Below are 26,826 nucleotides of genomic sequence, written 5' to 3' on the forward strand. Positions count from 1 at the left end.
GGGTCGTCGAGCAGATCGTTGGGATGGGGCGCCGATGGCTGCAGATCACGCCGCGACGGAGCCGGGCGATCAGTCGCTTTCGTCGGCCAGCTCGTCCACTTCGGCGTGGGTAAGACCTCTTACTGTGGCGGCCGGAAAGCCTCGGCGCAAGAGAAATTGCGCCCGGCGGGCCTTTTCGGCCGGATCGGCCGGGGCCTTGGCGCCATAGCGGCGCCGCAGCTGGGCGGCGGCGGATTCGGCCCAATCCACGCCAGCCTCCTCCAGCAGCTGCCGGATGCGCGCATCGGGCAAGCCGTGGCTCTTGAGCTCGGCGCGCAGGCGCACCGGTCCGTAGCCCTGGGCGGCGCGGCTGCGCACCAGTACCTCGCCGAAGCGATCGTCGTCCTGGTAGTGCTGCGCACCCAGCCGGTCGAGTGCATCCCCGGCCTCCTCGCCGCCGTAGCCACCCTGGCGCAGCTTCTGGCCCAGTTCCCGGCGGGAGTGCTCGCGGCGCGCGAGCAGGCCCAGCGCCTTGTCGTAGGCGCTGCGCCGGGGCTTGTCGCTGTTGTCGTCTTTACGGCTCATGCGGACGGGCCGTTCGGTGCCGGGCCTCGTGGAAGCTGTGAGGGAACGCTTCCGCGGCTACCTCCCGGCCGGCCGGACGGTTTTCCCGCCCGGCCCTGGCGCCCTTGCGGGCTTCAGGCTTCTTCGAGCACTTCTTCGGAGGCCGCCGCGGCTTTGCCGCCGCCCACCAGCAGGCGCGCACGCAGTTCCTGGTCGATCTCGTTGGCGATGGCCGGGTTGTCGCGCAGGAACTGGCGCACGTTCTCCTTGCCCTGGCCGATGCGGTCACCCTTGTAGCTGTACCAGGCGCCGGACTTGTCGATCAGGTTCTGCGCCACGCCCAGCTCGATGATCTCGCCTTCGCGCGAGCTGCCCTCGCCGTACAGGATCTCGAACTCGGCCTGGCGGAACGGCGGGGCGACCTTGTTCTTGACCACCTTGACGCGGGTCTCCGAGCCGATCACTTCCTCGCCCTTCTTCACCGCGCCGATGCGGCGGATGTCCAGGCGCACCGAGGCGTAGAACTTCAGCGCGTTGCCGCCGGTGGTGGTCTCGGGGTTGCCGAACATCACGCCGATCTTCATACGGATCTGGTTGATGAAGATGACCAGGCAGTTGGACTTCTTGATATTGGCGGTGAGCTTGCGCAGCGCCTGGCTCATCAGGCGGGCGTGCAGGCCGACGTGGGAGTCGCCCATCTCGCCTTCGATTTCCGCCTTCGGGGTCAGCGCGGCGACCGAGTCGACCACCACCACGTCCACCGCACCGGAGCGCACCAGCATGTCGGCGATTTCCAGCGCCTGCTCGCCGGTGTCGGGCTGGGAGACCAGCAGGTCGTCCACGTTCACGCCCAGCTTGGCGGCGTAGGTCGGGTCCAGCGCGTGCTCGGCGTCGACGAAAGCCGCGGTGCCGCCGTTCTTCTGGCAGTTGGCGATCACCTGCAGGGTCAGGGTGGTCTTGCCCGAGGATTCCGGGCCGTAGATCTCGACCACGCGGCCGCGCGGCAGGCCGCCCACGCCGAGCGCGATGTCCAGGCCCAGCGAACCGGTGGACACGGTGTCGATGGCGTCGTCCGTGCGGTCGCCCATGCGCATGACCGCGCCTTTGCCGAACTGCTTTTCGATCTGGCCGAGGGCCGAGGCGAGCGCCTTGCGCTTGTTGTCATCCATCGTCTTGTGTCCCGAATGGTGTGGGTGGCTGTCAGGTGCAGGGCATGATGCGCCGGCCTCGTCTCACGGGCTGCGATCACGCGAAGGACCAGTATCCCATACCGGTCAAGCCGGTCCGTGTAGGCGCAGGGATCGTCAATCCGTCAGCGCCTTGCGTACGCCGACGAGGGCGGCGGCCACGGTCTGGCGACGAATCGCCTCACGATCACCGTCGAAGTGGAACAACCGGCCGTGGGCATAGCCGCCTCGCCGCTTCCAGCCGATCCATACCGTGCCGACGGGCTTCTCCGGCGTGCCGCCGCTGGGCCCGGCGATGCCGGTGACCGCCACCGCGACGCCCGCTCCGAAGCGGGCCAGCGCGCCGGAGACCATTTCCAGTACGGTTTCTTCGCTGACCGCGCCGGTGCGCTCCAGCGTGCGGGGATTGACGCCCAGCAACGCCTCCTTCGCCTCGTAGCTGTAGGTGACCACGCCCGCATCGAACCAGGCCGAACTGCCGGGCAGATCGGTGAGCGTCTTGGCGATCCACCCGCCCGTACAGGATTCGGCCGTCACCAGCATGAGCTTGGCCGCCAGGGTGGCATCGGCGACTTCGCGGGCCAGCGCCGCGAGATCGGCGTCGGTGGGGATGGACGTCGGGGTCATGAACAACTCCACAGTGAAACGGCACGCTGCGCACAAGGAATGCGAAGCGGACCCTTCTACGCCTTTAAGGCCCGGGGGCCAAGACTTGACGCCCCGCCCTCCTGTCCCGTGCGGGACGCATGGACGCTAGAACGCGTAGCTGCCGCTGAGCAAGACGCTGCGTCGCTCGATCAACGGTACGAAGCTGTCGTCGAAGTCCTCGGCGCGCAGGCGCCGCCCGAGCAGATTGCGCACGCCCAGCGTCAAGCTCCAGCGAGGCGCGCGATAGAAGAGGTTCGCATCCAGGCTGTATTGCCCCGGATTGGAGAAAAGGGTCTGGCCGTCGCTTAGCAACCCGGTTGCACGGCTACGAGCCTGCAGTCCCGCACCCACGCCCCAGCCCGCCGCGGCCTTGGGATCGAAGCGGTAGGACGCCCAGGCGGCCCCACGATGCCGCGGCGCGCCGGTGATCGGCGAGCCGTCGTGCTTGTGCACCAGCGCGTACGTGTAGCTCGCGCTGACATCCAGTCCCGGCGCCAGCCGGCCGTTGAGTTCCGTCTCCACGCCCTGGTTGGTCTGGCCTGGGCCGCGATAGCCAAAGTACGGCGGCTTGGGCGAGAACAGGTCCGTGCTGCGATCGAGCGTGATCCGGTACCAGGACACGGTCAGCCGCGCGCGCTGCCTGGCCAGGTCGAACTTGGCGCCGGCTTCGAGCTGCCGCGACAGTACCGGCAGCAACGGTTTGCCATTGCGGCCGAGCACCGCATCGGGCTGGAAGCCATGGGACAGGCTCGCGTAGAGCGCCACGCCGGGCACTGGCTTGTAGACCACGCCCAGATTAGGCACCCACTGCGCCTTGCGCCGCTCCCACGGCGAGCCGTCGCGATGCTGGGTGGAGAGGACGTAGGCGGAACGGCGCAGCGCCACGAGTGCATTCCATCGTTCGCCCAGCTGCATGTGGTCCTGCAGGAACAGGCCGCTGTCGGTCACCCACGGATCGCCCGAGAACGCGCTGGAGTCGAACAGCGCCATGCCCTGGCCGAGCACCAGGGAATTGACCGGCGGCAAGCGTTCGCCGCCAAGCAAGTCGATGCTGCCATCGCCGAGGACGGCCTGCTCGTCCTCGAAACGCCCCACGCGAGCGCGCGAATAATCGAAACCGGCCATCACGTTGTGGTGCGTCGCCCCCAGCGCGAAGCTCGCCACGAGCTCGTTCTGCAGCGTGTAGAACGCATCCGTGTAGCGGTATTTGTCGGCGATGGCGGTCGCCGGGCCGTCGGAAGACGGGAAGTCGACCAGCCACGCCTGCTGCAGGTTGCTCTCATGCACGTACTGCGCGCGGCTGCGCAGCGACCAGACGTCGTCGAAGGCGTGTTCCCACAGGTAGTAGTAGCGGGTCGTGCGGAACTCCGAATGGTCCTGCGGATGGCCCAGCAACAATCCGGCCGGCGTGGCCGACGCGGGCGTGCCATCCAGCCAGGTCACGTAGTCCGGGATCGGGAAGCGGTTGACCATGCGCGACATGCCGACGATCCACTGCGTGTCCGCCCCATTCCAGCCCACTGACGGCGCGACGTAATTGGTGCGCCGTCCCACGTAGCCCTGCGGCGTACGATCGGTGCGGTCGGCTGAAAGCACCAGGCGATAGAGCCAGCGCCCACCATGATCGAGCCGGCCTGCGAAATCGCCGTCGAGCTGGGTGTCGCCATGACTTCCCAACGCCCAGGACAGCTGATGCACGGGCGTTGCCTGCGGCTTTTTCATCACCAGGCCGACCAGCCCGCCGAAATTGTTGTTGGTGGATACGTCGCCCAGGATGGACTGCGGTCCGCGCGGCACTTCGATGCGATCCACGGCGACCAGCGGCGGCAGGTCGCCCACACCGACCACAGCGTTGGGCATGCCGTCGGTCGTGCCGTTGCCGGCACGGAACCCACGGATGCGGAATTCCGGCAATCCGATTTCGGTGTCGAGATATTGCACGCCCGCAAGCGTGCGCAGCGCATCGGGCACGTTGCGGTCCTGGCGCGCATCCATCAGGTCCCGCGTTACCACGCCCACCGACTGCGGCAAATCGGCCGGGTCGGCGTCCAGGCGTGCCGAGCCGCTGGCGTATTCGGCGCGATAGCCATTGGCGAACAGGCCGAGGGCACGCACCGGCGCGAGTTCCGTGACCGGCACCGGCGGCACCTCGTGCCATCCATCGGCGGGAATGGCGCGTGGCCTGATCACCACGGTGGTGGCCCCTATGAAGCGGTAGGTCAGCGGCGTGCCGTGCAGCAGCTGGGCCAGCGCTTCCTCCGGCGCGAGCCGGCCCTGCACCGCCTCGGAACGCAGCGATGCAGCCAGGTCGCCGGATACCAGCACCTGCAGGTTCGCTTGTCCGCCGTAGGCGATCAGCGCGGAGGCGAGCGGTTGCGACGGAATGGCGAAAGAGACGGATGCCGGGGTAGCGCTCTCGCTGCTCGCCGCGGCGGCCGCGCGCGTCCATGGCGACACCGCCATGCAGCCGCAAGCGAACAGCCATCCGAACCGCCCCATGTCCCGCGCCATGCCCCAGGCGAAAACGGCGAGTGTGGCATGGCAAGGTGAGCTCTTGGAGGCCCGCCTCAAGCGAACCGTTTGAAAGGACCAGGCCGGCTTGCGCGAAGCTTGCTCCTCATTGCCACGCGCCAGCCGCAGGACGGCTCAACACCACCTCGTTCGAACGCATGTCCACGCGCAACGGCAGAACCTGGGGCAAGGCTTCCAGCCAGCGGTCGATCGCGTCTGTGCGGATCGTGCCGGTAAAGGCTAGCGAGGCCAGCCCGGCATCCGCGATGCGTACGGGGCGCGCGCTGTACCGATTGAGGCTGGCGACCACCACGGCCAGCGGCTCGTTGTCGAACTCGAGGCGATCGTGACGCCAGGCGGCGGTCCGCGCTGGATCGATCTGCGCCACGGTGAGCCCCGCGTTCGGCATGTACACGATGCGCTGCCCGGCCGTGGCTTCACGTATGCCGACCGCACCGGGAGCAGTGACCAGCACCTTGCCTTCGGCAACGTCGATGGTCACCCGGCCGCCGCCCTGCCGCACGTCGAACGCTGTGCCCACGTCACGGATGCGCACCGGGCCCGCGCTTACCTCGAAAGGCGTGTCGTCGGGCGCAACCTGGAAGAACGCCTCCCCGTCCCGCAGATCGACGCGGCGCAGTTCCCCGTCGAAGCGCGCCTCCAGCCGCGACGCGCCGCCGAGCGCCACGCGCGTGCCGTCGGGCAGGCGCAAGTCTTCCTGCCGCCCCAGTGCGCTGGCGTAGCCGCGCGACACCGTCGCGGCCACGAGCGTCCACGCCAGGTAGCCGCCCGCTACGACCGCGGCGAGTCCGGCCGCCAGCGCCAGCGGCAGCCAGGTCCGCGACGTTCGCCGGGACCGGAAGGGATGCAGGAGAAACCCTCTGGATGCCTCATCCAGGCGCTCCACCTCGTCGCCGAGCGCATTGATGCGCTCGAACGCGGCGAGGTTTTCTTCCTGCGAGGACCAGTCGATCCATTGGCGCAGCGTGGTGTCGGAGACCTCCGGGCCGCGCAAGCGCAAGCGCCATTCGGCAGCATCGCGCAGCCGTGCTTCGTCATTCGGGTGGATGCCGGGCATCACCGTTCCTCCATCTGGTCGACGCGCGCGCGGCAGTGCGCCAGCGCCCGCGTCACGTGGTAGCGCACCATGCGCTCGCTCAGCTTCATCGCGCGCGCCACCACGCTGAAATCCAGGCCTTCGACCATGTGCGCCATGAAGGCCTCGCGGGTCTTGGGCGGCAGTTCGCCCAAGGCCTGCCGCAGTCCGATCAGCCGTTCGAGCGCCATGGCCCGGCGCTCCGGCGCGGGCGCCGCCAGCGGCTCCCGGACCGCGACTTCGTCCACCGCCCTGGCATGGACACTGCGCAAGCGCAGCCGGTCCATCGCCAGGTTGGACGCGGTGCGGAAGAGATACGCGCGCAGGTCACCGACGTCATCGGGACGTTCCAGCGTCAGCATCCGCACATAGGCTTCCTGGGCGATCTCCTGCGCATCGGATGGCGATTGCAGCCGGCATTGCAGGAAGGCGACCAGCGCCCGGTGGTGCTCGCGGCACAGCGCTTCCAGGCGCGCGACGTGCGCCGCCGTGCGGGATCCGGGCTCGCCGGACTGGGGATTCACGGTATCCAAGCGTGCTCCTGCGAGGCATAGGTGGAAGCGAAGTGCGCCGCCATCTCCGTCGCGTTATCGGCACGAGGCGCGGATCGGCACAGTGCGCGGACCAGCACGGCTTCGGCGGCCGCTCGCAGGCCTTCGCGCCGCCGGAACGCGGAACGGTGATGACTCGGCACGTCCGCCTCGGCTTTGCGCGGCGGATCGGCGGGCAGCACGAACCAGCCGGTGTCAGCCTCGGCCACGCCCTGCTGCTCCAGCCAGAAAGCGTCGTAGTCCGCCTGGAAAATCCCCGCGCGGCGCCGGCTCAGCGGATGGGCCGCGTTGGCGATGCCCAGCACCTGGGCGATACCGAAATGACGCGCAAACGCGCAGGCCAGCGCCAGCATGAGCTGCTTCGGCCGCAGGCCATGCATCTGGCGCGTGAGTTCCCGCACGGCTTCGCGCGCGTCGGGTCCGCCCGGCCCCTGCAGACAGCCGATCGCCAGCGTCCGGCCATCGTCAATCACGGTGAACACGATGCGATACAACGTCCGGCCGTCCATGCCCTCGAGCTGTATGCCCAGTTCGCCCTCGCAGCCTTTGTCGAGTGGCGGTCGCAGGCTGAGGATCAGTTCGCGGCCGTCCTTCAGCACCAGCAGGCCAAGAGGCACGCCGCCTTCGACGTAGACCGCATCGAACAGCGGCGTCGGCAAGGCGGAGGTAGCGAATTGATAGTGCGCGAGCAGCGCGCGCAGCCGGTCGCGCCGCTTCCAGCGCGCGTTCACGAAGCGGTGCAGGTGACGCTCGAGCAGGCGGGGATCGCGGCGGCGAAAGGCCCGCATGGGCGCGTGGCCTTGCACGAAGCGCAGGTACCGCGCATGCCTCCTTGGCAGGCACAGGGCTCGCACGAGGTACTTCGCCGCCTCGATGAAGCGCGCCGGCTGCGATGCCGGCCAGTCCTGGCGATGCCGCAGCGAAGCGATCCAGCCGCCCGGCCGCGCGACGTTTGGCCGCGGCAGGCCGGCGTCGCGGCGTTTCAGGCCAAGGGCGACGTCCAGGGTCATGCCGGCCGGGGATGGGGAAGAGGTGTTCAAGCGGGGGACTCGAGTCAGTCAGGGCTCCCGGAGGACGAACTCGCCCACGTTTTTTGAAATGGCCCGTCGCGGGCCGATGCCCTGCCGCCAGGCCTGTCGCTTCAGCGACTTGCGCGCTTCCCCTCGTGCGCCGCTGCCCGAGGCCGTATGCTTCGACCCTTTCGCTCCCGCCGCGCGGAGCCGTCTCCGTCGCTGCCGCGCCGCGGCCGTGAGGGACGGCGCGGCATGCCCATGCCGGCGGAGCGCCCGGAACGCACGGATACCGATGGACGCCCATCTCGAACACACTCCGCTCATGCGCCAGTACCTCTCGGCCAAGGCCGAACATCCCGAGGTGCTGCTGTTCTTCCGCATGGGCGATTTCTACGAGCTGTTCTACGACGACGCGCGCAAGGCCGCGCGATTGCTGGACATCACGCTCACCCAGCGCGGCCAGTCCGCCGGCCAGCCGATTCCCATGGCGGGCGTGCCGTACCACGCCGTGGAGAACTACCTGGCCAAGCTCGTGCGGCTGGGCGAGTCGGTAGCCATCTGCGAGCAGATCGGCGACCCGGCGCTGGCCAAAGGCATCGTCGAACGCAAGGTGGTGCGCATCGTTACGCCGGGCACGGTGACCGACGCCGCGCTGCTGGAGGAACGCCGCGACAACCTGCTGCTGGCCATTGCCGCCGGCCCGCAGGCCACGTACGGCCTAGCCTGGGTAGACCTGGGCAGCGGCCGCTTCCTGCTCAGCGAAGTGCCCAGCGCCGAAGCGCTGGCCGCCGAGCTGGCGCGACTGCAGCCGGCCGAGACGCTGGTCGACGAAGCGGTGGCCTGGCCCAAGCTGGTCAGCACTCTGCCCGGCCTGCGCCGGCGTCCGCCGTGGCATTTCGACGGCGATGCGGCCAGGCGCGAGCTCAATCGCTTCTTCGGCACCCGCGACCTTGGCGGCTTCGGCGTGGACAACCTGCCGCTGGCGATCGCCGCTGCCGGCTGCCTGCTCGGCTACGTGGAAGAAACGCAGAAGAGCGCGCTGCCGCATCTCTCCGGCATGGCGGTGGAAAGCGCCAGCGAGACGATCGCGATGGACGCCGCCACGCGCCGCAACCTGGAGCTGGACACGCATCCGAGCGGCCGCACCGAACACACCCTGCTCGGCGTGCTGGACGAGAGCGTGACGCCGATGGGCGCACGCCTGCTGCGCCGCTGGCTCAATCGTCCCCTGCGCGCGCGCGAACCGCTGCGCCGGCGCCACCAGGCGATCGGCGCGCTGATCGACAACCGCCGCTACGAGAGCCTGCGCGAACGCCTGCGCGGCATCGGCGACCTGGAACGCATCCTGGCCCGCGTGGCGCTGCGCTCGGCGCGGCCGCGCGATCTGTCCACCCTGCGCGACGGCCTCGCCGCCGCGCCGGTCCTGCGCGACGAGATTGCCGCCCTGGACAGCCCGCTGCTGCACGCGCTGGTCGAACGCATCGGCGATCACCACGAGAACGCGGCGCTGCTCGCGGCCGCGATCGTGCCGCAGCCACCGGTGCTGCAACGCGACGGCGGCGTGATCGCCGACGGCTACGACGCCGAGCTGGACGAACTGCGCCGCCTGGCCACGCACGCCGACCAGTTCCTGGTCGAGCTGGAAGAACGCGAGAAAGCCGTCAGCGGCATCGCGACGCTGAAGGTCGGCTACAACCGCGTGCACGGCTACTACATCGAGATCAGCAAGGCGCAGGCCGACAAGGCGCCCACGCACTACACGCGCCGCCAGACCACCAAGAACGCCGAGCGCTATATCACCGAGGAACTGAAGACCTTCGAAGACAAGGTGCTCTCGGCCAAGGAACGCTCGCTGATGCGCGAGCGCGCCCTGTACGAAGCGCTGCTGGATACGCTCACCGAACGGCTGGAACCGCTCAAGGCCGCCGCCGCTGCGATGGCCGAACTCGATGTGCTGTCCACGCTGGCCGAACGCGCGGCCACGCTCGACTGGAGCGAGCCGACGCTCACCGACGAGCCGGGCATCCTGATCGAGCGCGGCCGTCATCCGGTGGTGGAGAAAGTCCGCGCCGAGCCGTTCGAGCCGAACGACCTGGTGCTCGGCGATGCGCGACGCATGCTGGTGATCACCGGCCCTAACATGGGCGGCAAGTCGACCTACATGCGGCAGAACGCGCTGATCGTGCTGCTCGCCCACATCGGCAGCTACGTGCCGGCCAGCCGCGCCGCGATCGGGCCGATCGACCGCATCTTCACCCGCATCGGTGCCGGTGACGACCTGTCGCGCGGCCAGTCCACCTTCATGGTGGAGATGAGCGAGACGGCCAACATCCTGCACAACGCCACCGGGTCCAGCCTCGTGCTGATGGACGAGGTGGGCCGCGGCACCAGCACTTACGACGGCCTTGCGCTGGCGCGCGCCGCCGCCGTGCATCTGGCCGCGAGCAGCCGCGCCTACACGCTGTTCGCGACGCATTACTTCGAGCTGACCGAACTGGCCGGTGAATATCCGACCATCGCCAACGTGCACCTGGACGCGGTCGAGTACGGCGACCAGCTGGTCTTCATGCATGCGGTGAAAGAAGGCCCGGCCAATCGGAGCTTCGGCCTGCAGGTGGCCGCGCTGGCCGGCCTTCCCAAGTCGGTGATCGCCGATGCGCGGCGCACGCTGGCGGAACTGGAGCGCGGCATGCACCAGCACGCCTCCGCAGCCAAGCCGCAGCCCGATGCATCGCCGCAGCTGGGCCTGTTCGCACCGCAGGAACCCTCCGCGGCCGAGCGCGCGCTGGCCGACGTCGACCCGGACGCGCTGACGCCGCGCGAGGCGCTGGACGTGCTCTACCGCCTCAAGGCACTGCTCTGACGACGGCTCCGGTCGCGCCGCGCGGCGCGACCGGATACATGACTCACGCGGCCACCGGCAGCGGTTCGGGGAACGGCTCGCGCCACGCGGGCAACGCCATCATCCGCTCGTGCCAGCGCTGGATGTTGGGGAATTCCCCGATCGGCAGGCGCGCCTCTTTCGCCCACGGCAGCAGCACGCCAGTGCCGAAGTCTGCGATGCTGAGCTTGCCGCCGACCAGGTAGTCGCGGTCTTCCAGGTGCGCATCCAGCACGGCCGCGAACCGGCGGAAGAAATTCGTCGCCTCCTCCACCGCCGCGGCATTCGGCTCGCCCAGGCCCAGGTACGGCTTGATCATGTGCTCGAAGTACAGCGAACCGCCGTGCCGTGAGAAATGCGCGATGTCCCACGACAGCCAGCGCAGCACCTCGACCTGGCTCGCGGCGTCGGCAGGCCAGAGGTCGGAGCCGGCCTTGACGGCGAGATGGGCCATGATGGCGGTGCTTTCCCACAGATGCGTATCGCCGTCGACCAGCACCGGGACCTTGCCGTTGGGGTTCTCGGCCAGGAAGGCCGGCGCGCGCTGCTCGCCACGGCTCAGATCCACCCTGACGTATTCCACCGGCGAACCGAGGTACTTCGCCACCGCGCAGACTTTGCGCGGATTCATCGTCTCTGCGTAGTACAGCTTCATGTCACTGTTTCCTTGGTGAGGGGCCATGCCCGGGAACGGGACGCAGTGTCCGCGCCGGCTACATATGTTCAAGAACATATTCAATCGCCGCAGTACGCTGGTTGCCTCGCCACTCACCACCCGCCGCCATGCCCTACACCGCCGAGCACAAGCAGAAGACCCGGCAGCGCATCGTCGAATGCGCGCGCGAACTGTTCAATCGCCGCGGCTTCGCCAATGTTTCCATCGACGAGATCATGCAGCGCGCGGGCCTGACCCGCGGCGGGTTCTACAACCACTTCAAGGCCAAGGAAGAGCTCTACGCGGAGGCGGTGTCCGTCTATCTGACCTTCGATCCGACCCAACGCTGGCAAGGCATCGAGTTCGACCCGCACGCCTGCGGTACCGCGAGTGCGCGCCAGATGGTGACCGTCTATCTGTCATCCGCGCACCTGGAAGACATCGAGGGGCATTGCCCGCTGATCGCCCTGCCGTCCGATACCGCACGTGCCGGCCCGCAGGTGCGAAAGGCCTATCACGGCCTGGTCGAGCACATGGCCGGCATGATCGCCGCCGGCGCAGGAGGCCAGGATGCCACCCAGGCGCGCGAACGCGGGCTGGCGATCACCGCCTTGTGCGTGGGTGGCATGGTATTGGCGCGCACCACCGACGATCCGGCGTTCGCCGATGAAGTCCGCAAAGCCGCATGTGCCCTGGCGTTGGAGTTGATCGGGCCCGGGTCCGAGCCAGCCTCTTGACTGCGCAATGAAGGCTGCGGATTCCAGGCCGGCGCGCATAGCGGGCGGCTATGGGGCCGATCGAGAGAATCGACTTCAGCTCACCCGGCGTGCTCGCTAGAGTTCACCGCAAGCCAGCCATCGCCAGCCAGATACTTTGCAAACGCTGCCGCGTTGCAAACAGCGCCCGGACGCATCGTCCGCGGCCACCGCAGTCGAGCAAGGCGCCGGCATTCCGTTCGCGGAACGTCGGCGCCCTGTCCTCAGGCGGCAATGCCCGCCACGGATTCGGGTACGGCGCTTTCTTCAGGCAGCGGCGGCGCGGCGATCTCGCGCACCACCTCGCGCGCCGGCAAGCGGCCGGTCAGCACCAGCTTGTGGATGCACATGGCCACTTCCGCACGGCCGAAAGGCTTGCGGATGAAGTCGTCGGCGCCGAAGCGCTGCACGTAGAACTGTTCGGTCGCCTGCTGGTTGCCGCTGATCATCACGATCGGGATGTCGCGGGTCAGCGGGTCGTGCCGCAGCGTACGCAACACGGCGAAGCCGTTGATGCCGGGCAGCACGATGTCCAGGAAGATCAGGGCCGGCTGTTCGTCGCGCGCCAGTTCCAGCGCGCTTTCGCCATCGGCGGCCTTGAGCGTGGCGTACCCTTCCTGGTCCAGATGCCGTCCGAGCACGGCCAGCATGGTCGGCGAGTCGTCGACCATCAGCACCCGGGTACCCTCCGGCGCCCGCAGCCGCTCCGGCTCCGGCGAGTCATGCGACGTGGCGCCGAGCAGGCGCTTGAAGAATCCCATTCCCGACATGACGAGCCCCCTTTCAGGCACGCGCCCGGGGCGGAACACGCCATCGCGCCGCGCCGGACTGATGCTCATGCTCGCTCAAGCGCGCCCGGCAATCTGCGAAACGCTGCTCAACCGGAATCCTTGAGGCGTCGCAATTCGCGACGTTCCTGCTTGTCCGGACGGCGCAGCGGTCCGGCCGCGCCGATCAGCCGGCGCTGTTCGCGCGCGGCGTCGCGGGCGGCCCGGCTGGCCTCGGTCTCGCGGTAGAGCAGCTGCGCCACGCTGGCAGGGCCGCGCTGTTCGGACAGCGCCAGTACCTCCACCTCCAGGCGCTCCTCGCCCCGGGTGATCCGTATCATGTCGCCGGCGTGCACCGTCTTGGCCGGTTTGCAGCCGGCATCGTTGACGGCGATCTTGCCGCCGTCGATGGCCTGCTTGGCGAGACTGCGAGTCTTGAAGAAGCGCGCGGCCCAGAGCCAGACATCCGCACGCACGGCGGTCAGGGAGGCAGTTTCAGTCATCGCGCCATTATCGCGCGGCTCAGCCGCCGAGCAGCCAATTCCCCAGTGGCACGGTCGCCAGCGAAAGCACGATGCCCGCGCCCAGCACTGTGTTGGCGAGCTGCGGCTCCAGGCCGTGCTCATCGGCGAGGATCGCCGCCGAAATCATCGGCGCCATCGCCGCCTGCAGCACGCCTACGGTGAGCACCAGCCCGCTCACGCCCGCGGCGAGGCCGAGCGCCAGGCTCGCCAGCGGCGCCAGCAGCAGTTTCCAGCACAGGCCCAGCGCCAGCGGTCCCGCCTGCCGCTCGCCGAGCTTGAAGCGGAACTGCAGTCCCACCGAAAACAGCGCCAGCGGCGTCAGGGTTGCGCCCACCTGCCCGAGCACGCCGTCGACCAGAGCCGGCCAGCCACCCAGCGCGCCGGCGATGGCGCCCGCGACCAGGGCGAGGAACGCCGGGAACGTAAGGATTCGGCGAGCGATGGCGCGCGGCTGCGGGGCCTGCCCCGCATAGAGATTGGCCACCACCACGCCGGCCGAGGCGAGCAGCGGGAAGCAGCCGAGCTGATCGGCGACCACCGCCAGCGTGAGGCCTTCGCTGCCATGCAGCGCTTGCATCATCGGATACCCCATGAACGAGGTATTGCCCAGCCCGCACACCAGGGTCAGCGCGCCGATACGACCGCGCGACCAGCCCCGCCAACGGCCCAGCGCAGCGAACAGGCCCCAGGCGCCGAAGAAGGTGATCCACATCGTGGCGACCGGAAACCACAGATGCGGGTCGAGCTTGACCTTCGGCACCAGCTGCAGCACCAGGGCCGGCAGCGCGATATTGATGACCCACCAGTTGATGCCATGCACGGTGCCCGCGGGCGGCCGCGCGTAGCGCTTGACCAGCATGCCGAGCAGGAGACAGGCGAACAGCAGCGTCAGGGCAGTCATCGGTTCCGGGCGGCGAGGCGGGCACGCCTAGTGTCGCAGCTAAGGCAGGCGGCCACGACCCGCGCCGATGCGCGAAGGCGCCGGCATCGTGCCCATAATCGGCGCACGACGACTGAAGAAGGAGGCTTCATGAGCGACGCGGACGCCCTGGTCATCGGCGCGGGCCCGGCGGGGCTGGCCTGCGCGGCCATGCTCGGCAAGCAGGGCCTGGGAACCACGATCCTGGAGAAAGCGGCCACCGTCGGTTCGGTATGGCGGCGGCATTACGACCGCTTGCACCTGCATACCGACCGCGGCCACTCGGCTCTGCCCGGCCTGCCGATGCCGCGGGACTATCCGCGCTATCCGTCCCGCGCGCAGGTGGTCGCCTATCTCGAAACCTATGCCGAACGCTTCGGCCTGCAGCCGCAGTTCGGCAGCACGGCGCGCACCATTCGGCGCGCCGATGGCGCATGGCATGTCGATACCGGCACGCGCATGTGGAGCGCGCCGGTGGTGGTGATCGCCACCGGCTGGGCGGATTTCCCGCACGTACCCTCCTGGCCCGGGCAGGCGGATTACACCGGCGAGGTGATCCACAGCTCCGCCTATCGCCACGCCGGGCCTTATGCCGGGAAACGCGTCCTGGTGGTGGGTTTCGGCAACTCCGGCGGCGAGATCGCCCTCGACCTGGCCGAGGCAGGGGTCGACGTGAGCCTGGCCGTGCGCAGCCCGGTCTGCATCCTGCCGCGCGAGCTGCTGGGCCTGCCGATCCTCACCTGGGCCGTCGCGCAGGCCCGCCTGCCGCCCGGGCTAGCCGACGCCCTCAATGCGCCGGCCATCCGGCTGGCGGTCGGCAACACCGAACGTCTGGGCCTGACGAAAGCCGCGAAGGGGCCGCGCCGGATGATCGCCGAAGACCAGAAGATCCCCCTGCTCGACGTCGGCACGCTGGCTCGCATTCGTGAAGGCAGCATCAAGGTGCGTGGCGGGATCGAACGCTTCCTGCCCCATGGCGTGATCTTCTCGCCCTCCCTCGCCACCGGGGGAAAGGCGATGACCGAGCCGTTCGAGGCCGTGATCCTCGCCACCGGCTTCCGACCGGACCTGCGCCCGTTGCTCCCCGACACGCCGGAGGTCCTCGACGAGCATGGCCGGCCGCGTGTCACCGGCCGGCCGAGCGGCGCGCCTGGGCTGTTCTTCTGCGGCCAGCATCCCTCCCCGACCGGCCAGCTGCGGGAAATAGGCATCGAAGCCGAACGCATCGCGCGGGCAGTGGGAACCCCGGCTCGTTGACAACCCCCCAGGCCAGGATCAGAGTCGCTAGCCGCGGGAGGAGAGCGTTCCGTGGCCACGCGCCATCGAAAACGCGCCACGTTGAAACAAGGAGCCAACCATGAGGCGATTTCGTTTCCTAGCGGCAGGCCTGCTCATCGCCGCGCCATTCATTGCGATGGCCAGCGGCTCGATGAATGACTTCCCCTTGAAGACCCTTCCTGTCCTGGTCAGCGTCGATGCCGACGGCAAGATCACGAGCGCTTCCCCGGCCATGCAACTGCCCCCGGCCATCCAACGGCTGCTGCTCACGAACCTCGACGAGATGGTCAGCGGTCCCGCCCACTGGAAGGGCAAGGCCATCAGCAGCCAGTGCATCATCAACGTGGCGCTGACGACCTCGCCACGCCAGGACGGCAACTTCGATGCCGGCTTCGCCTACCTGTCCAGCCAACCCGTACCCATCGGCAGATGGCACTGGGTCAACCTGGATGGCCGCCGCCTGATGCTGGCGAACGACGACTATCCGCGGCGCATGTTCCCTGGCCGGTCCGGCCTGTATGGCCGCCCACCGGAGGGCATGCGTGTCCCGCCACCGATGCCGTCGGTGGTGAATCGGCCGGCAACGCCGAGCGTGTCTCCCGCCAAAGGCCGTTGATCGACCAGGAACAAACAAAAAGCCCGCCGATATCGGCGGGCTTTTTGCGTGACGGGCCGAGCCGGTCAGCCCAGCAGCACGCGATTCATGCGCTGCACGAAGGCCGCGGGATCCGGCAGCTGCGCCCCAGCGGCGATCTCCGCCTGCTCCAGCAGCAGGTTGGCCAGGTCGCGAGCCTTCGCCTCGTCGGCTTCGGTCTCGACCCGCTGCAGCAAGGCGTGCCTGGGATTGATCTCCAGTGTCGGTTTGCTGTCCGGCAGGTCGTGCCCCGCTTCGCGCAGCAGGCGGGCCAGGTGTGGGGCCATCTCGTAGTCGGACAGCGCCAGGCAGGAAGGTGAATCGGTCAGGCGCGCCGACACGCGCACGTCCTTCACGCGGTCGCCCAGCAGGTCCTTGAGCTTCTTGAGCAGCGGTTCGGCCGCCTTGGCGGCTTCCTCCTGTTTCTGCTTGTCCGCTTCGTCGAGCGGCAGCTCGCCCTTGGCGACGTTCTGCAATTTCTTGCCGGCGTATTCGTTGAGGCTGCCCAGCATCCACTCGTCGACGCGGTCGAACATCAGCAGCACTTCGATGCCCTTGGCCTTGAACGCCTCCAGCTGCGGGCTGCCCGCCGCCGCCGCGTGGCTGTCGGCGGTGATGTACCAGACGATGTCCTGGCCGACGGCCATGCGGCCGATGTAGTCGTCCAGCGAGACGTTCTGCGTGGCGCCCTCGCCCTTGGTCGACGCGAAACGGAGCAGCTTGGCGATGCGTTCGCGGTTGGCGTGATCTTCGACGATGCCTTCCTTGAGCGTGTTGCCGAAGGCTTTATAGAACGTGGCGAACTTTTCCGGCTCGTCGCGCGCCATCTTCTCGAGCAGGTCGAGCACGCGCTTCACGCAGGCGCCCTTGATGCGCTCGAGCTGGCGATTCTGCTGCAGGATCTCGCGGCTGACGTTGAGCGGCAGGTCGTCCGCGTCCACCACGCCGCGCACGAAGCGCAGGTAGTTCGGCAGCAGCTCTTCGGCGGCGTCCATGATGAAGACGCGCTTGATGTACAGCTTCAGCCCCTTGCGCTCGTCGCGCCCGCCCATCATCAGCTCGAACGGCGGCTGCGCGGGAATGTACAGCAGCGTCGTGAAGCTCTGGCTGCCTTCGACGCGGTTGTGCGCCCAGGCCAGCGCATCGTTGAAGTCGTGGCCGAGCGATTTGTAGAAGCTCTGGTAATCCTCGTCGCTGATCTCCGACTTGGGCTTGGTCCAGAGCGCGGAAGCCGCGTTGACGGTTTCCCATACCTCGCCCGGCTTGCCGTCCTTTTCTTCCGGCATGCGGATCGGGAAGGCCACGTGGTCGGAATAGCGGGTGATCAGCGACTTGAGCGTCCAGGGACTGAGGAACTCGCTTTCGTCCGCCTTAAGATGCAGGACCACCGCGGTGCCGCGCTGGGGCAGGTCGATCTTTTCCAGCGAGTACTCGCCCTTGCCGTCGCTTTCCCACTTCACGCCTTCCCCTGCCGGCGCGCCGGCGCGGCGGGTCAGCACGGTGACGCGGTCGGCCACCACGAACGCGGAATAGAAACCCACGCCGAATTGGCCGATCAGGCGGGCATCGGTCTTCTGTTCCGCGCTCATCGCTTCCAGGAAGCGGCGCGTGCCGGAGCTGGCGATGGTGCCGATGTTGGCGACCACCTCGTCCACAGTCATGCCCACGCCGTTGTCGCGCACGGTGACGGTGCGCGCGTCCGGATCCCAGCTGACGTCGATGCGCAACTCGCCTTCGCCCGCCAGCAGTTCCGGCTGGGCGATCGACTCGAAGCGCAGCTTGTCGCAGGCGTCGGAGGCGTTGGAGATCAGCTCGCGCAGGAAGATTTCCTTGTGCGAATACAGCGAATGGGTGACCAGATGCAGGACCTGGGCGACCTCGGCTTCGAACTTGCGGGTTTCAACGTTGGCGGTAGTCATGGACGCGGTAATGGCGTGGATGGCTGGTAGTGGAGTGGGACTGCAAGGAGAGGCGGACGCCACGCGACCGTCTCCCTGGAAAACGGCCGGCGCTCAGGCCTGCTTCTGCAGGGCCGCGATGCGCTCGTCCAACGGCGGATGGCTCATGAACAGGCGCTGGAAACCGGAAGCCAGATGGCCGGAAATGCCAAAGGCGGCCATGGTCTGGGGCAAGGTGCTCTCGCCGTGATTGGCCTGCAGGCGCTGCAAGGCGGAGATCATCGAGCCGCGGCCGGCCAGCTTGGCGCCGGCGGCATCGGCGCGGAATTCGCGCCAGCGCGAGAAGGCCATCACGATCATCGAGGCGAACAGGCCGAATACCAGCTGCAGCACCATCACCGAGACGAAGTAGCCGATGCCGCCTCCTTCGCGTTCGCGGCCGCCCGACAACCAGCTGTCCACCACGCGGCCGACCAGGCGCGCCGCCACGATCACCAGCGTGTTCAGCACGCCCTGGATCAAGGTCAGGGTCACCATGTCGCCGTTCGCGACGTGGCCGATCTCGTGGCCGAGCACGGCCGATACCTGCTCGCGGTCCATCTGCTGCAACAGGCCGGTGCTTACCGCCACCAGGGAGCTGTTCTTGGTCATGCCAGTGGCGAAGGCGTTCATCTCCGGCGCGTCGTAGATCGCCACTTCAGGCATGCCGATGCCGGCGTTCTGGGCGTGCCGGCGCACGGTGTCGACCAGCCAGCGCTCGGCTTCGTTCTGGGGCTGCTCGATCACCCGGGCCCCGGTGGACATCTTGGCCATCCACTTGGACAGGGCCAGCGAAATGAAGGCGCCGCCCATACCGAACACGGCGGCGTAGGTCAGCAGCCCTCCCATGCCCCCCAGGCCGCGCGAAGCAGCCCATTGGTCGATGCCGAACAGCCGGCAGACGATGCTGAGGAGGAAAAGAACGGCGAGGTTGGTCAGGACGAACAGGACGATGCGTCGCATGGCTGTCTCTCTGGGCAGTCATGAAAAGGGAAGCGGCTCAGGCCGCCCGGGGAAAATCGTGGCGATGCGTCCGAGTTTCAAGGGCCACTGCGTCATCGACCCACCGGACCGGCGGCGAGCCGCCCGTACAATGCGCGGATGATTTACCGCGGACGCTTCGCTCCCTCTCCGACCGGCCGACTCCACTTCGGTTCCCTCGTCGCCGCCGTGGCCAGCTGGCTGTGCGCGCGCCACGCGGGTGGCCGCTGGCTGGTGCGAATGGAGGACATCGATCCGCCGCGCGAGGTGCCAGGCTCCGCCCGGGACATCCTGGCTGCGCTGCCCGCGTTCGGCCTGGTCGCCGACGAACCGCTGCTGTTCCAATCCCGGCGGGTAGACGCCTACGAGGCAGCCTTCCGCCGCCTGCGCGACGAGGGCCACGTCTTCCCCTGCTGGTGCAGCCGCGCCGACCTGGCCGCGGCCGGTGGCATGCACCGGGACGGGCATTGCGTCGCCGCGCCGGCCCCCTCGCGCCCGCCGGCGTGGCGGCTGCGGGTACCGGACAAGGACATCGTTTTCGATGATGGCCTGCAGGGGAGCCAGCGGCAGAACCTGCGCGAATCGGCGGGTGATTTCGTCGTGAAGCGCGTGGAAGGCTTTCCCGCCTACCAGCTGGCCTGCGTGGTGGACGATGCCTGGCAGGACGTGACCGACGTGGTGCGCGGCAACGACTTGCTGGATTCCACGCCGCGCCAGATCTGGCTGCAGCGGTGCCTGGACCTGCCCACGCCGCGCTATCTGCACCTGCCGCTTGCGGTCGATGCCGCGGGTCGCAAGCTGTCCAAGTCGGAGGGAGCCCATCCGGTGGACCCGCACGACCCGGTGCCGGCATTGCGCCGCGCGCTTCGTTTCCTCGATGTATCAGACGATTTCGCAGCGGATCATCCCGAAGCCCTGCTCGCCCGTGCGCTCGAACGCTTCGATCCGCACCGTTTGCCGCAGTGCAGCGTACGCAGCGCGGCTTGAATCGCTAACGTTTGGCGGCATAAACCGCTATAAAGAACACGCTGCCTCGACCCATCGCATCGCGCGGCCGGCGGCACCCCTCCCGTAGACGAATTGCCATGTTCCCCGTTCAACATGGCTCGGCCCGGCAGGATCGGGTCCTGAGGCTCTCTTCGCGGATATCTGGAGGCAACGCATGACGCAGCGCACGGCATTGGTCACGGGTGGCACGGGTGGCATCGGCACCGCCATCGTTCGGTATCTGGCCCGGCAGGGCCATCGCGTCGCCACCAACTATCGCGACCCGGCCAAGGCGGACGCTTGGCGTGCGGCAATGGCGCAAGAGGGCGTCGAAGTCTGTCTGGTACAGGGCGACGTCTCCGACCCGGCGTCCTGCGAGACCATGGCGAGGGAGATCGAGTCGCAGCTCGGTCCGATCGAGATCCTGGTCAACAACGCCGGCATCACCCGCGACACCACCTTCCACAAGATGACGTACCAGCAGTGGATGGACGTGGTGAACACCAACCTCAACGCCTGCTTCAACGTCACCCGCCCGGTGATCGACAGCATGCGTTCGCGCAAATGGGGCCGGATCGTGCAGATCAGCTCGATCAACGGCCAGAAGGGCCAGTATGGCCAGGCCAACTACGCCGCCGCCAAGGCCGGCATGCACGGATTCTCCATTTCGCTGGCCCAGGAGAACGCCAAGTTCGGCATCACGGTGAACACCGTTTCCCCGGGCTATGTGGCGACGGACATGGTGATGGCCGTACCGGAGGAAGTGCGCGAGAAGATTGTGGCGCAGATTCCGCTGGGCCGCCTCGGCAAGCCGGAGGAAATCGCCCACGCGGTGGCGTTCCTCACCGGCGAAGAGGCGGGCTGGATCACCGGGACCAACCTGGCGATCAACGGCGGGCACTACATGGGCTGGTGAGCGCCCCGCTGCGAGCCGAGGACGGGCAGGCCCAGCGGCCTGCCCGTTTCGTTTTCAGCGCTCTGCCGCTTTTTCCGGCGCCTTCTCCAGCACCTTCTCCAGCGCCTTGCCTACCGCCGCGAAGGCAAACGTGCCGGTCACATGCGTGGCCGCACCCAGGCCTCCGCCGCAGGCCAGGTTGAGCGCATCGCCCCCGGGTGGGCGCGTGCCGCAGACCGTGCCGTCCGGCTGCGGGTACTGCACGTTCTGCAGCGAGTACACCGCCGACACGCCGAAATAGCGGTCCGGGTTGCGCGGAAAACCGAAGTCCTGGCGGAGCTTCTTGCGGATGAGGCTGAACATGGCGTCATGTTCGGTACGCGACAGATCGCGCACGCGGATCATGGTGGGGTCGGTACGCCCGCCAGCCGAACCCACGGTCACCATCGGCAGCTTGCGGCGGCGGCACCAAGCGATCGCCTCCAGCTTCACGCGAAAGGCATCGCAGGCGTCGAGCACCACGTCGTAGCCGCGGTCGAGTAGTTCATCGAGTGTGGAAGGCGTGAGGAAGCGCTCGATCGCGTCGATCTGGATCGCCGGGTTGATCGCCTTCGCGCGGGCGGCGACGACCTGCACCTTGGACTTGCCGTATTCGCCATCGAGCGCATGCAACTGCCGGTTGGTGTTGGATACGCACACTTCGTCGGCATCGATCAGTGTCAGCCGCCCCACGCCGCTGCGCGCCAGCGCCTCCGCGGCCCACGAACCGACGCCGCCGATGCCGATCACGCACACGTGCGCCCGGCTCAGGCGCTCGACGCTGCCGGCGCCGTAAAGGCGTTCCACGCCCTGGAAGCGCTCTGCGGGAAAAGCCATATCGCTCATGCCTGCGCTCCGCAGGTTGCGGCCACAGCCTCGAAGGGACCGTACATCGGGAATCGACTCGAAGATTGGAAGCCCGTCATTTTAGCGGCGTGGCCGGGCGGGCGCCGAAAAGCCTTGTGCTAACCTCGCGAACTCTTTGTTTCCCGGATGGAAAACCAAGCATGCGCGCAGCACTCCTGATCGTGCTCGGGCTGGCGATCGGCATCGTCGGCACCGTCTTCGCGATGAACGCCCTCAGCCAGCGGAACCCGTTCCCGCACGCGGTAATGGCAGTCATGGCGCATCACTCGGGCGAGCTGCGCAATGCGATCAAGGCCCAGCGCTGCGAGGCGGCGTCGACCAAGGAGCACCTGGAGCGCCTGCTTTCCACCTCCGGCGACATCGTGCCGGCCTTCCCGGGTGTCGACCAGGCCTTCGCCGATGAAGCCGCGCAGCTGCGCACCGACCTGCAGGCGGCGGTCCAGACCGCACCGGCCGACTGCGCCGCACTGGCGGCGGCCCTCAAGCCGGTAAGCGACGCCTGCCAGTCCTGCCACCAGAAGTATCGCTAGCGCGAAACGGCGAACGGGAAGCAAAGGCTCGCGGAGCGCGTGGCTTGTTTTGTCCGCTCCGCCTCAGAGTTTGACCTTCCCGCGCAACACGTCCCAATACATCACCCAGTCCCCCATCAGGCTGTAGAGCGGATGGCGGAAAGTCGCGGGCCGGTTCTTCTCGAACACGAAATGCCCGACCCAGGCGAAACCGTAGCCGGCCACGGGCGCCAGCCAGAGCCACGCCCAGCGGCCGGTGAACGCGGCCAGCGCGATCACCAGCAAGACCAGCGTGCTGCCGGCAACATGCAAGCGCCGGCAGTTTCGGTCGCGGTGCTCACCCAGGTAGAACGGATAGAACTCGCGGAAGCTGGCGAAACCGGACATGGTCGTTCCCTCATGCACTGCGCCAGCCTAGCGCCGCCGCCGTGCGGGCGCATGCGCGCCCGCAGCATGGGCTTCAGCGCGTGGGGAGCGGAATGAACTCGTCCTCGTCCCCGGCGACCTTGCCGTAGCGCTGCTCCTGCCATTCGAGCTTGGCCTGCTCGATACGCTCTTTCCGGCTGGAAACGAAGTTCCACCACAAGTGGCGTTCGCCATCCAGCGGCGCGCCGCCGAACAGCATGACGCGGCTACGTACCGCGGCGGTCAGCGGAGGCGCAGTGGCGCCGGTCTGGACCGCCGCATTCGCGGCGGGCACGGTCAGGCCGCCCCACTGCACCTCGCCCTCGATCACGCAGACGCCGCGCTCGATGTGGTCTTCCGGCCACGGCAGCTCGGCTCCTTTCTCCAGCGTCGCCTCCATGAAGAACATCGGCGCGAACACCTTGACCGGCGAACGCTCGCCATAGGCCGCGCCAGCGATCAGGACCAGCTCGGCACCATCGCGCCGGATGCGCGGCAGCGCATCCGCATCGTGATGATGGAATTCGGGCGGCACTTCCTCGTCGCTCTGCGGCAAGGCTACCCACACTTGCACGCCGTGCATGCGCTGGCCGTCGCGACGCTCGTCCGGCGGCGTGCGCTCGGAGTGCGCGATGCCGCGCCCGGCGGTCATCCAGTTCACTTCCCCGGGCCGGATGTCGGCCAGGCTGCCCACGCTGTCGCGGTGCCGGATCGCGCCCTCAAACAGCCAGGTCACGGTGGCCAGGCCAATGTGCGGGTGCGGGCGGACGTCCATGCCTTTGCCGGGCGCGAAAGCCACCGGGCCGATCAGATCGAAGAAAACGAAGGGGCCTACGTGGCGGGCCAGGAGCACCGGCAGCAGCCGGCGCACCTGGAAGCCGTCGCCCAGGTCGTGCAGCCGGCCATCGATCAAAATCGGGTTCTGTTCCACGTTGTTTCCTCGTCACCAGGCCCGGCGATATTGCGCCGGGGCATCGATTTTCGCACCCAGCGCTTCCGCTGCGCGGCGCGGGAAATAAGGATCGCGCAAACTCTCACGCGCGATTAGCACCATATCGGCTTCGCCGTGAGCGACGATGTGCTCGGCCTGTTCCGGCTCAGTGATCAGGCCGACCGCGGCGGTGGCGATGCCGGCCTCGCGCCGGATGCGTGCGGCGAACGGCACCTGGTAGCCGGGGCCGAGCGGGATCTTCACGTGCGGGACCAGCCCGCCGCTCGACACATCGAGCAGATCGACATCCAGCGCCGCCAGCTCGCGCGCGAGGCGCACGCTTTGCTCGATGTCCCAGCCACCTTCGTGCCAGTCGGTGGCCGAGATACGGACCCACAACGGCAGCTCCGCGGGCCAGACCTCGCGGACGGCGGCAATCACTTCGCGCAGCAGCCGCGTGCGGTTCTCGAAGCTGCCGCCGTAGCCATCCTCGCGGCGGTTGCTCAGCGGCGAGAGGAATTGGTGCAGCAGGTAACCGTGGGCGGCATGGAGTTCGATCAGTCGGAAGCCGGCCGCTAGCGCGCGCTCCGCGGCGCGGCGGAAATCGTCAATCACCGCGCGGATGCCCTCGCCGTCCAGCGCGACAGGAGCCGGCCAGCCGGCGTCCAGGGGAATGGCGGAAGGCGCGACCGTGGTCCACGCGCCCTCCGTCAACGCGCCGCCACCTTCCCATGGGCGCTGCGCGCTCGCCTTGCGGCCGGCGTGCGCGAGCTGTACGCCGGCGACGGCTCCGTTCGCTTCGATGAAGCGCGTGATCGGCCGCCACGCGTCGCGCTGGGCGTCGTTCCAGAGACCGACGTCATGCGCGGAAATGCGCCCTTGCGCGGATACCGCCGTCGCTTCCGCGATGACCAGCGCCGCGCCGCCCACGGCCCGGCTGCCGAGATGGACCAGATGCCAGTCGTCGGGCATGCCGTCGGTGGCGGAGTACTGGCACATCGGCGAAATCGCGATGCGGTTGCGCAGCGTCAGGCTGCGCTGGACGAAGGGCGTGAACAGGGACATGGGGGAAGAAACCAGGAGAGGGCAAACCTGTCAGATGCCGCCGACCTGCGCAGGCTTCAAGAGGCGGCGCGCCGGTTCTCCTGCCGCCGGACATCGGCGAGCACGCCAGCCACTTCCGCGGCCACCGCCGCAGGAGCCTTCATCCAGGAGAAATGATCGGCCGGCGCCTGCAGTTCGTCGGGGCCGAGCGTGACGCGCGAGGTACGGATGCGCGGCATTTTCGCCAGCAGCCAGTCCTGCGACGCTTCCGGGCCCAGCCAGTCGTCGCGCAGGCGCACGGCAGCCAACGGAAGCTCGACGCGCGCCAGCGCCGCTTCGAGGTCCCGGGGCACACCGGCGGCGGCATAACGGCCGGTGCGGCCACTGCGTGCCCAATCGGCGATCACTCCCCTCGCCTCGTTCCCGCCGAAGCCCAGGCGCCGCCCGGGCAGGTAGCCCACCCACCGCGCCAGCCAAGGCGCGAGCAGGTAAAAGCCGCCGGTCAGCAGGGGATGCCGGAACTTCCTCCAGTACGGGGATCCGCTCGCGACCAGCACCATGCCGTCGAGATCTTCAGGATGCAGCCCCGCATAAAGGCATGCCATCTGCCCGCCCAGGCTGTGTCCTCCAAGGAGGCCTGGCACACCGGGACAACGCTCGCGTGCCACGGCCAGCCCGGCCGGCAGGTCGTGGCCGAGCAGTTCGCGATAGCCCCAATCCTGGCGTCGCCCGGCACGGCGGTTGCTCGATCCGATCCCACGCCACTCGTGCAAGGCCACGGCCAGGCCACGCGCGGCCAATGCCTGTGCCAGCGGCAGGTAGTGCTTGGCGGCGACACCCATGGCGGGCAGCCAGTACAGCAGCGCCGACGGCCTTTGCGCCGGCAGAACCAGCAGCAGCTCCGAAGCGCTGCCGTCGGACGCCATGACAGGAAGCACTTCGGCCGGTGCCTGGTCGGGCATGTCCTGCATGGCCATCTCCAATGCGGGAAAGGCGGCAGGCTAGCATGCGGAGAGCGAAGAACCGGCCAAGAAAAAGGCCGGCTTGCGCCGGCCTTTTCGCTACGCGTGCATGGTGTCACGCGTCACTGCGGTTGTACTTCCTCGGCTTGCAGTCCCTTCTGGCCCTTCGCGACCTTGAAGCTGACTTTCTGGCCTTCCTTCAGGCTTTTGAACCCCTGGCCCTGGATCGCGCGGAAATGCACGAAGACGTCGTCCCCGCCGTTATCCCTGTTGATGAAGCCGAAGCCCTTTGCATCGTTGAACCATTTCACCGTGCCGGTTTCACGGCCATTGACTTCCGACATGACTCACTCCAATCGAATCGATTTGAGACAAGCCAGCCTCCCCCTTACGGCCGACGACTTACTGGCTGCAGGGAACCGGTGAAGCGATGCGAGGCATAGGGACCGGGACATCGTGGCACGCGCGTGGCCTGGCAAACACAGTGCGACCGAGGATAGCTGATTTTTCCGGAGCCGGTAGATGCGCCGCCCTGCGGCACGAATGAGCAAAAAAAGCCGGGCGTCGCCGCCCGGCTTCCATTCGCAACGTGTTTCCCCAGGAACTCAGACCGGCGTGACTTCCTCGGCCTGCAGGCCTTTCTGGCCAGTGACGACTTTGAAGGTCACTTTCTGGCCTTCCTTGAGGCTCTTGAAGCCCGAACCTTGGATCGCGCGAAAATGCACGAACACGTCCGGCCCGTTTTCACGGCTGATGAAGCCGAAACCCTTGGCGTCGTTGAACCACTTCACCGTGCCGGTTTCACGATTACCATCCGACATGACTCACTCCGATCGACTCGATACTGAGACAGGTCGGCCTCCCCCTTGCGACCGACGACTTACTGGGCATGCAGGTAATCGGTGGAGCGATGCGGGATGAACCATACATCGGGGCACACGCATGGCCTGGCAGACACAGTAAGCGCGAGCATAACGGATTTTCGTGCGGGCATGCGCCGGCCCGGCCGCTCCGCAGGCATAAAAAAAGCCGGGCATCGCTGCCCGGCTTTTTTCAGGCCTTGCGGCCCCAGGAATCAGGCGACCTGAACTTCGTCGGCCTGCAGGCCCTTCTGGCCCTGCACGACCTTGAAGCTGACCTTCTGGCCTTCCTGCAGGCTCTTGAAGCCATTGCCCTGGATCGCGCGGAAATGCACGAAGACGTCCGGGCCATTGTCACGGCTGATGAAGCCGAAACCCTTGGCATCGTTGAACCATTTGACGGTACCGATCTGACGATCAGACATGTGAATCACTCCATAGGATTTA

Annotated in this window: 28 protein-coding genes; 7 read left to right on the plus strand and 21 right to left on the minus strand. The window is 67.9% G+C overall.

The annotated features are described in order from the left end of the window. Positions 1-69 precede the first annotated feature (69 nt). The 7 genes from RKE25_RS15390 to RKE25_RS15420 all read right to left on the minus strand — a co-directional run bounded on the left by RKE25_RS15390 (position 70) and on the right by RKE25_RS15420 (position 7,576). Entirely contained in the window at positions 70-564 is a 495-nt protein-coding gene (locus RKE25_RS15390) for a regulatory protein RecX (RefSeq protein ID WP_311838973.1), read from the minus strand. 113 nt (positions 565-677) lie between these two features. Further along, entirely contained in the window at positions 678-1,712 is a 1,035-nt protein-coding gene (recA, locus tag RKE25_RS15395; RefSeq protein ID WP_311838974.1) for a recombinase RecA, read from the minus strand. Positions 1,713-1,847: 135 nt separating this feature from the next. Further along, positions 1,848-2,357 carry a CinA family protein gene (locus RKE25_RS15400; RefSeq protein ID WP_311838975.1) on the minus strand — a complete coding sequence of 170 codons (510 nt, stop codon included), beginning with the start codon at positions 2,355-2,357 and terminating at the stop codon, positions 1,848-1,850. A 126-nt stretch (positions 2,358-2,483) separates the two neighbouring features. Then, positions 2,484-4,877, minus strand: coding sequence for a TonB-dependent receptor (locus RKE25_RS15405; protein WP_311838976.1), 2,394 nt, complete (start codon positions 4,875-4,877; stop codon positions 2,484-2,486). Between the two features lie 118 nt (positions 4,878-4,995). Continuing rightward, positions 4,996-5,967 (minus strand): FecR domain-containing protein, encoded by a 972-nt coding sequence (locus RKE25_RS15410; protein ID WP_311838977.1) that lies wholly within the window; start codon positions 5,965-5,967, stop codon positions 4,996-4,998. After that, positions 5,967-6,509, minus strand: a complete 543-nt coding sequence (locus RKE25_RS15415) for a sigma-70 family RNA polymerase sigma factor (RefSeq protein WP_311842406.1) — start codon at positions 6,507-6,509, stop codon at positions 5,967-5,969. Before RKE25_RS15415 ends, RKE25_RS15410 begins: the two co-directional genes overlap by 1 nt. After that, positions 6,506-7,576 carry a DUF535 family protein gene (locus RKE25_RS15420; RefSeq protein WP_311838978.1) on the minus strand — a complete coding sequence of 357 codons (1,071 nt, stop codon included), beginning with the start codon at positions 7,574-7,576 and terminating at the stop codon, positions 6,506-6,508. The genes RKE25_RS15415 and RKE25_RS15420 overlap by 4 nt, the downstream gene beginning before the upstream one ends. Positions 7,577-7,841: 265 nt before the next feature. On the opposite strand from RKE25_RS15420, the gene mutS reads away from it, so the two are divergent. Then, complete coding sequence (gene mutS, locus RKE25_RS15425) at positions 7,842-10,412, plus strand: DNA mismatch repair protein MutS (protein WP_311838979.1); 2,571 nt, start codon at positions 7,842-7,844, stop codon at positions 10,410-10,412. A gap of 43 nt (positions 10,413-10,455) precedes the next feature. Here mutS and RKE25_RS15430 read toward each other — a convergent pair whose 3' ends face one another. Then, positions 10,456-11,085: a glutathione S-transferase family protein gene (locus RKE25_RS15430; protein WP_311838980.1), complete on the minus strand. Its 630-nt coding sequence runs from the start codon at positions 11,083-11,085 to the stop codon at positions 10,456-10,458. A 128-nt stretch (positions 11,086-11,213) separates the two neighbouring features. On the opposite strand from RKE25_RS15430, the gene RKE25_RS15435 reads away from it, so the two are divergent. Then, on the plus strand, positions 11,214-11,822 hold the full coding sequence (locus RKE25_RS15435) for a TetR/AcrR family transcriptional regulator (protein WP_311838981.1): 609 nt from the start codon (positions 11,214-11,216) through the stop codon (positions 11,820-11,822). Positions 11,823-12,064: 242 nt separating this feature from the next. Here the strand turns inward: RKE25_RS15435 and RKE25_RS15440 are convergent, their stop codons facing one another. From RKE25_RS15440 to RKE25_RS15450, 3 genes are all read right to left on the minus strand, one after another. Further along, the gene (locus tag RKE25_RS15440; protein ID WP_311842407.1) at positions 12,065-12,610 is read right to left on the minus strand and encodes a response regulator; all 546 of its coding nucleotides are present in this window, start codon (positions 12,608-12,610) and stop codon (positions 12,065-12,067) included. Between the two features lie 107 nt (positions 12,611-12,717). Further along, positions 12,718-13,110 (minus strand): RNA-binding S4 domain-containing protein, encoded by a 393-nt coding sequence (locus RKE25_RS15445; RefSeq protein WP_311838982.1) that lies wholly within the window; start codon positions 13,108-13,110, stop codon positions 12,718-12,720. A 19-nt stretch (positions 13,111-13,129) separates the two neighbouring features. Next, positions 13,130-14,032: an AEC family transporter gene (locus RKE25_RS15450; RefSeq protein WP_311838983.1), complete on the minus strand. Its 903-nt coding sequence runs from the start codon at positions 14,030-14,032 to the stop codon at positions 13,130-13,132. Between the two features lie 129 nt (positions 14,033-14,161). On the opposite strand from RKE25_RS15450, the gene RKE25_RS15455 reads away from it, so the two are divergent. Together RKE25_RS15455 and RKE25_RS15460 are read left to right on the plus strand one after the other, a co-directional pair. Further along, complete coding sequence (locus RKE25_RS15455; protein WP_311838984.1) at positions 14,162-15,307, plus strand: NAD(P)/FAD-dependent oxidoreductase; 1,146 nt, start codon at positions 14,162-14,164, stop codon at positions 15,305-15,307. A 100-nt stretch (positions 15,308-15,407) separates the two neighbouring features. Then, the gene (locus tag RKE25_RS15460) at positions 15,408-15,944 is read left to right on the plus strand and encodes a hypothetical protein (protein WP_311838985.1); all 537 of its coding nucleotides are present in this window, start codon (positions 15,408-15,410) and stop codon (positions 15,942-15,944) included. Between the two features lie 65 nt (positions 15,945-16,009). Here the strand turns inward: RKE25_RS15460 and htpG are convergent, their stop codons facing one another. Together htpG and htpX are read right to left on the minus strand one after the other, a co-directional pair. Beyond that, positions 16,010-17,881: a molecular chaperone HtpG gene (gene htpG, locus RKE25_RS15465; RefSeq protein ID WP_311838986.1), complete on the minus strand. Its 1,872-nt coding sequence runs from the start codon at positions 17,879-17,881 to the stop codon at positions 16,010-16,012. Positions 17,882-17,974: 93 nt separating this feature from the next. Beyond that, positions 17,975-18,862: a protease HtpX gene (gene htpX, locus RKE25_RS15470; protein ID WP_311838987.1), complete on the minus strand. Its 888-nt coding sequence runs from the start codon at positions 18,860-18,862 to the stop codon at positions 17,975-17,977. A 138-nt stretch (positions 18,863-19,000) separates the two neighbouring features. Here htpX and gluQRS point away from each other — a divergent pair, with 138 nt between their 5' ends. Both gluQRS and phbB read left to right on the plus strand, forming a co-directional pair. Then, entirely contained in the window at positions 19,001-19,867 is an 867-nt protein-coding gene (gene gluQRS / locus RKE25_RS15475) for a tRNA glutamyl-Q(34) synthetase GluQRS (protein WP_311838988.1), read from the plus strand. Between the two features lie 175 nt (positions 19,868-20,042). Further along, entirely contained in the window at positions 20,043-20,783 is a 741-nt protein-coding gene (gene phbB / locus RKE25_RS15480; RefSeq protein ID WP_311838989.1) for an acetoacetyl-CoA reductase, read from the plus strand. 54 nt (positions 20,784-20,837) lie between these two features. Here phbB and RKE25_RS15485 read toward each other — a convergent pair whose 3' ends face one another. Continuing rightward, positions 20,838-21,647: a tRNA threonylcarbamoyladenosine dehydratase gene (locus RKE25_RS15485; RefSeq protein WP_311838990.1), complete on the minus strand. Its 810-nt coding sequence runs from the start codon at positions 21,645-21,647 to the stop codon at positions 20,838-20,840. Positions 21,648-21,808: 161 nt separating this feature from the next. Here RKE25_RS15485 and RKE25_RS15490 point away from each other — a divergent pair, with 161 nt between their 5' ends. Then, entirely contained in the window at positions 21,809-22,198 is a 390-nt protein-coding gene (locus RKE25_RS15490) for a cytochrome c (RefSeq protein ID WP_311838991.1), read from the plus strand. Between the two features lie 63 nt (positions 22,199-22,261). Here the strand turns inward: RKE25_RS15490 and RKE25_RS15495 are convergent, their stop codons facing one another. The 7 genes from RKE25_RS15495 to RKE25_RS15525 form a co-directional block, all read right to left on the minus strand. Then, positions 22,262-22,564 (minus strand): DUF962 domain-containing protein, encoded by a 303-nt coding sequence (locus RKE25_RS15495; RefSeq protein WP_311838992.1) that lies wholly within the window; start codon positions 22,562-22,564, stop codon positions 22,262-22,264. A 73-nt stretch (positions 22,565-22,637) separates the two neighbouring features. Next, positions 22,638-23,513 (minus strand): pirin family protein, encoded by an 876-nt coding sequence (locus RKE25_RS15500; protein ID WP_311838993.1) that lies wholly within the window; start codon positions 23,511-23,513, stop codon positions 22,638-22,640. Positions 23,514-23,525: 12 nt separating this feature from the next. After that, positions 23,526-24,578 (minus strand): NADH:flavin oxidoreductase/NADH oxidase, encoded by a 1,053-nt coding sequence (locus RKE25_RS15505; protein ID WP_311838994.1) that lies wholly within the window; start codon positions 24,576-24,578, stop codon positions 23,526-23,528. Between the two features lie 56 nt (positions 24,579-24,634). Then, positions 24,635-25,528: an alpha/beta fold hydrolase gene (locus RKE25_RS15510; protein ID WP_311838995.1), complete on the minus strand. Its 894-nt coding sequence runs from the start codon at positions 25,526-25,528 to the stop codon at positions 24,635-24,637. Between the two features lie 113 nt (positions 25,529-25,641). Further along, the gene (locus RKE25_RS15515) at positions 25,642-25,863 is read right to left on the minus strand and encodes a cold-shock protein (protein WP_311838996.1); all 222 of its coding nucleotides are present in this window, start codon (positions 25,861-25,863) and stop codon (positions 25,642-25,644) included. A 261-nt stretch (positions 25,864-26,124) separates the two neighbouring features. After that, positions 26,125-26,340 (minus strand): cold-shock protein, encoded by a 216-nt coding sequence (locus RKE25_RS15520; protein WP_311838997.1) that lies wholly within the window; start codon positions 26,338-26,340, stop codon positions 26,125-26,127. A 254-nt stretch (positions 26,341-26,594) separates the two neighbouring features. Further along, positions 26,595-26,804: a cold-shock protein gene (locus RKE25_RS15525; protein WP_311838998.1), complete on the minus strand. Its 210-nt coding sequence runs from the start codon at positions 26,802-26,804 to the stop codon at positions 26,595-26,597. Positions 26,805-26,826: the final 22 nt, after the last annotated feature.

Source organism: Dyella sp. BiH032, assembly GCF_031954525.1.
In the GTDB taxonomy this organism is placed as follows: Bacteria; Pseudomonadota; Gammaproteobacteria; order Xanthomonadales; family Rhodanobacteraceae; genus Dyella_D.

What these genes read in the sequence shown, in the direction of transcription:
- RKE25_RS15390 (WP_311838973.1), bottom strand. Translation starts at nt 564, where the DNA reads ATGAGCCGTAAAGACGACAACAGCGACAAGCCCCGGCGCAGCGCCTAC.
- recA (WP_311838974.1), bottom strand. Translation starts at nt 1,712, where the DNA reads ATGGATGACAACAAGCGCAAGGCGCTCGCCTCGGCCCTCGGCCAGATC.
- RKE25_RS15400 (WP_311838975.1), bottom strand. Translation starts at nt 2,357, where the DNA reads ATGACCCCGACGTCCATCCCCACCGACGCCGATCTCGCGGCGCTGGCC.
- RKE25_RS15405 (WP_311838976.1), bottom strand. Translation starts at nt 4,877, where the DNA reads ATGGGGCGGTTCGGATGGCTGTTCGCTTGCGGCTGCATGGCGGTGTCG.
- RKE25_RS15410 (WP_311838977.1), bottom strand. Translation starts at nt 5,967, where the DNA reads ATGCCCGGCATCCACCCGAATGACGAAGCACGGCTGCGCGATGCTGCC.
- mutS (WP_311838979.1), top strand. Translation starts at nt 7,842, where the DNA reads ATGGACGCCCATCTCGAACACACTCCGCTCATGCGCCAGTACCTCTCG.
- RKE25_RS15430 (WP_311838980.1), bottom strand. Translation starts at nt 11,085, where the DNA reads ATGAAGCTGTACTACGCAGAGACGATGAATCCGCGCAAAGTCTGCGCG.
- RKE25_RS15435 (WP_311838981.1), top strand. Translation starts at nt 11,214, where the DNA reads ATGCCCTACACCGCCGAGCACAAGCAGAAGACCCGGCAGCGCATCGTC.
- RKE25_RS15440 (WP_311842407.1), bottom strand. Translation starts at nt 12,610, where the DNA reads ATGTCGGGAATGGGATTCTTCAAGCGCCTGCTCGGCGCCACGTCGCAT.
- RKE25_RS15445 (WP_311838982.1), bottom strand. Translation starts at nt 13,110, where the DNA reads ATGACTGAAACTGCCTCCCTGACCGCCGTGCGTGCGGATGTCTGGCTC.
- RKE25_RS15450 (WP_311838983.1), bottom strand. Translation starts at nt 14,032, where the DNA reads ATGACTGCCCTGACGCTGCTGTTCGCCTGTCTCCTGCTCGGCATGCTG.
- RKE25_RS15455 (WP_311838984.1), top strand. Translation starts at nt 14,162, where the DNA reads ATGAGCGACGCGGACGCCCTGGTCATCGGCGCGGGCCCGGCGGGGCTG.
- RKE25_RS15460 (WP_311838985.1), top strand. Translation starts at nt 15,408, where the DNA reads ATGAGGCGATTTCGTTTCCTAGCGGCAGGCCTGCTCATCGCCGCGCCA.
- htpG (WP_311838986.1), bottom strand. Translation starts at nt 17,881, where the DNA reads ATGACTACCGCCAACGTTGAAACCCGCAAGTTCGAAGCCGAGGTCGCC.
- htpX (WP_311838987.1), bottom strand. Translation starts at nt 18,862, where the DNA reads ATGCGACGCATCGTCCTGTTCGTCCTGACCAACCTCGCCGTTCTTTTC.
- gluQRS (WP_311838988.1), top strand. Translation starts at nt 19,001, where the DNA reads ATGATTTACCGCGGACGCTTCGCTCCCTCTCCGACCGGCCGACTCCAC.
- phbB (WP_311838989.1), top strand. Translation starts at nt 20,043, where the DNA reads ATGACGCAGCGCACGGCATTGGTCACGGGTGGCACGGGTGGCATCGGC.
- RKE25_RS15485 (WP_311838990.1), bottom strand. Translation starts at nt 21,647, where the DNA reads ATGAGCGATATGGCTTTTCCCGCAGAGCGCTTCCAGGGCGTGGAACGC.
- RKE25_RS15490 (WP_311838991.1), top strand. Translation starts at nt 21,809, where the DNA reads ATGCGCGCAGCACTCCTGATCGTGCTCGGGCTGGCGATCGGCATCGTC.
- RKE25_RS15495 (WP_311838992.1), bottom strand. Translation starts at nt 22,564, where the DNA reads ATGTCCGGTTTCGCCAGCTTCCGCGAGTTCTATCCGTTCTACCTGGGT.
- RKE25_RS15505 (WP_311838994.1), bottom strand. Translation starts at nt 24,578, where the DNA reads ATGTCCCTGTTCACGCCCTTCGTCCAGCGCAGCCTGACGCTGCGCAAC.
- RKE25_RS15510 (WP_311838995.1), bottom strand. Translation starts at nt 25,528, where the DNA reads ATGCAGGACATGCCCGACCAGGCACCGGCCGAAGTGCTTCCTGTCATG.
- RKE25_RS15515 (WP_311838996.1), bottom strand. Translation starts at nt 25,863, where the DNA reads ATGTCGGAAGTCAATGGCCGTGAAACCGGCACGGTGAAATGGTTCAAC.
- RKE25_RS15520 (WP_311838997.1), bottom strand. Translation starts at nt 26,340, where the DNA reads ATGTCGGATGGTAATCGTGAAACCGGCACGGTGAAGTGGTTCAACGAC.
- RKE25_RS15525 (WP_311838998.1), bottom strand. Translation starts at nt 26,804, where the DNA reads ATGTCTGATCGTCAGATCGGTACCGTCAAATGGTTCAACGATGCCAAG.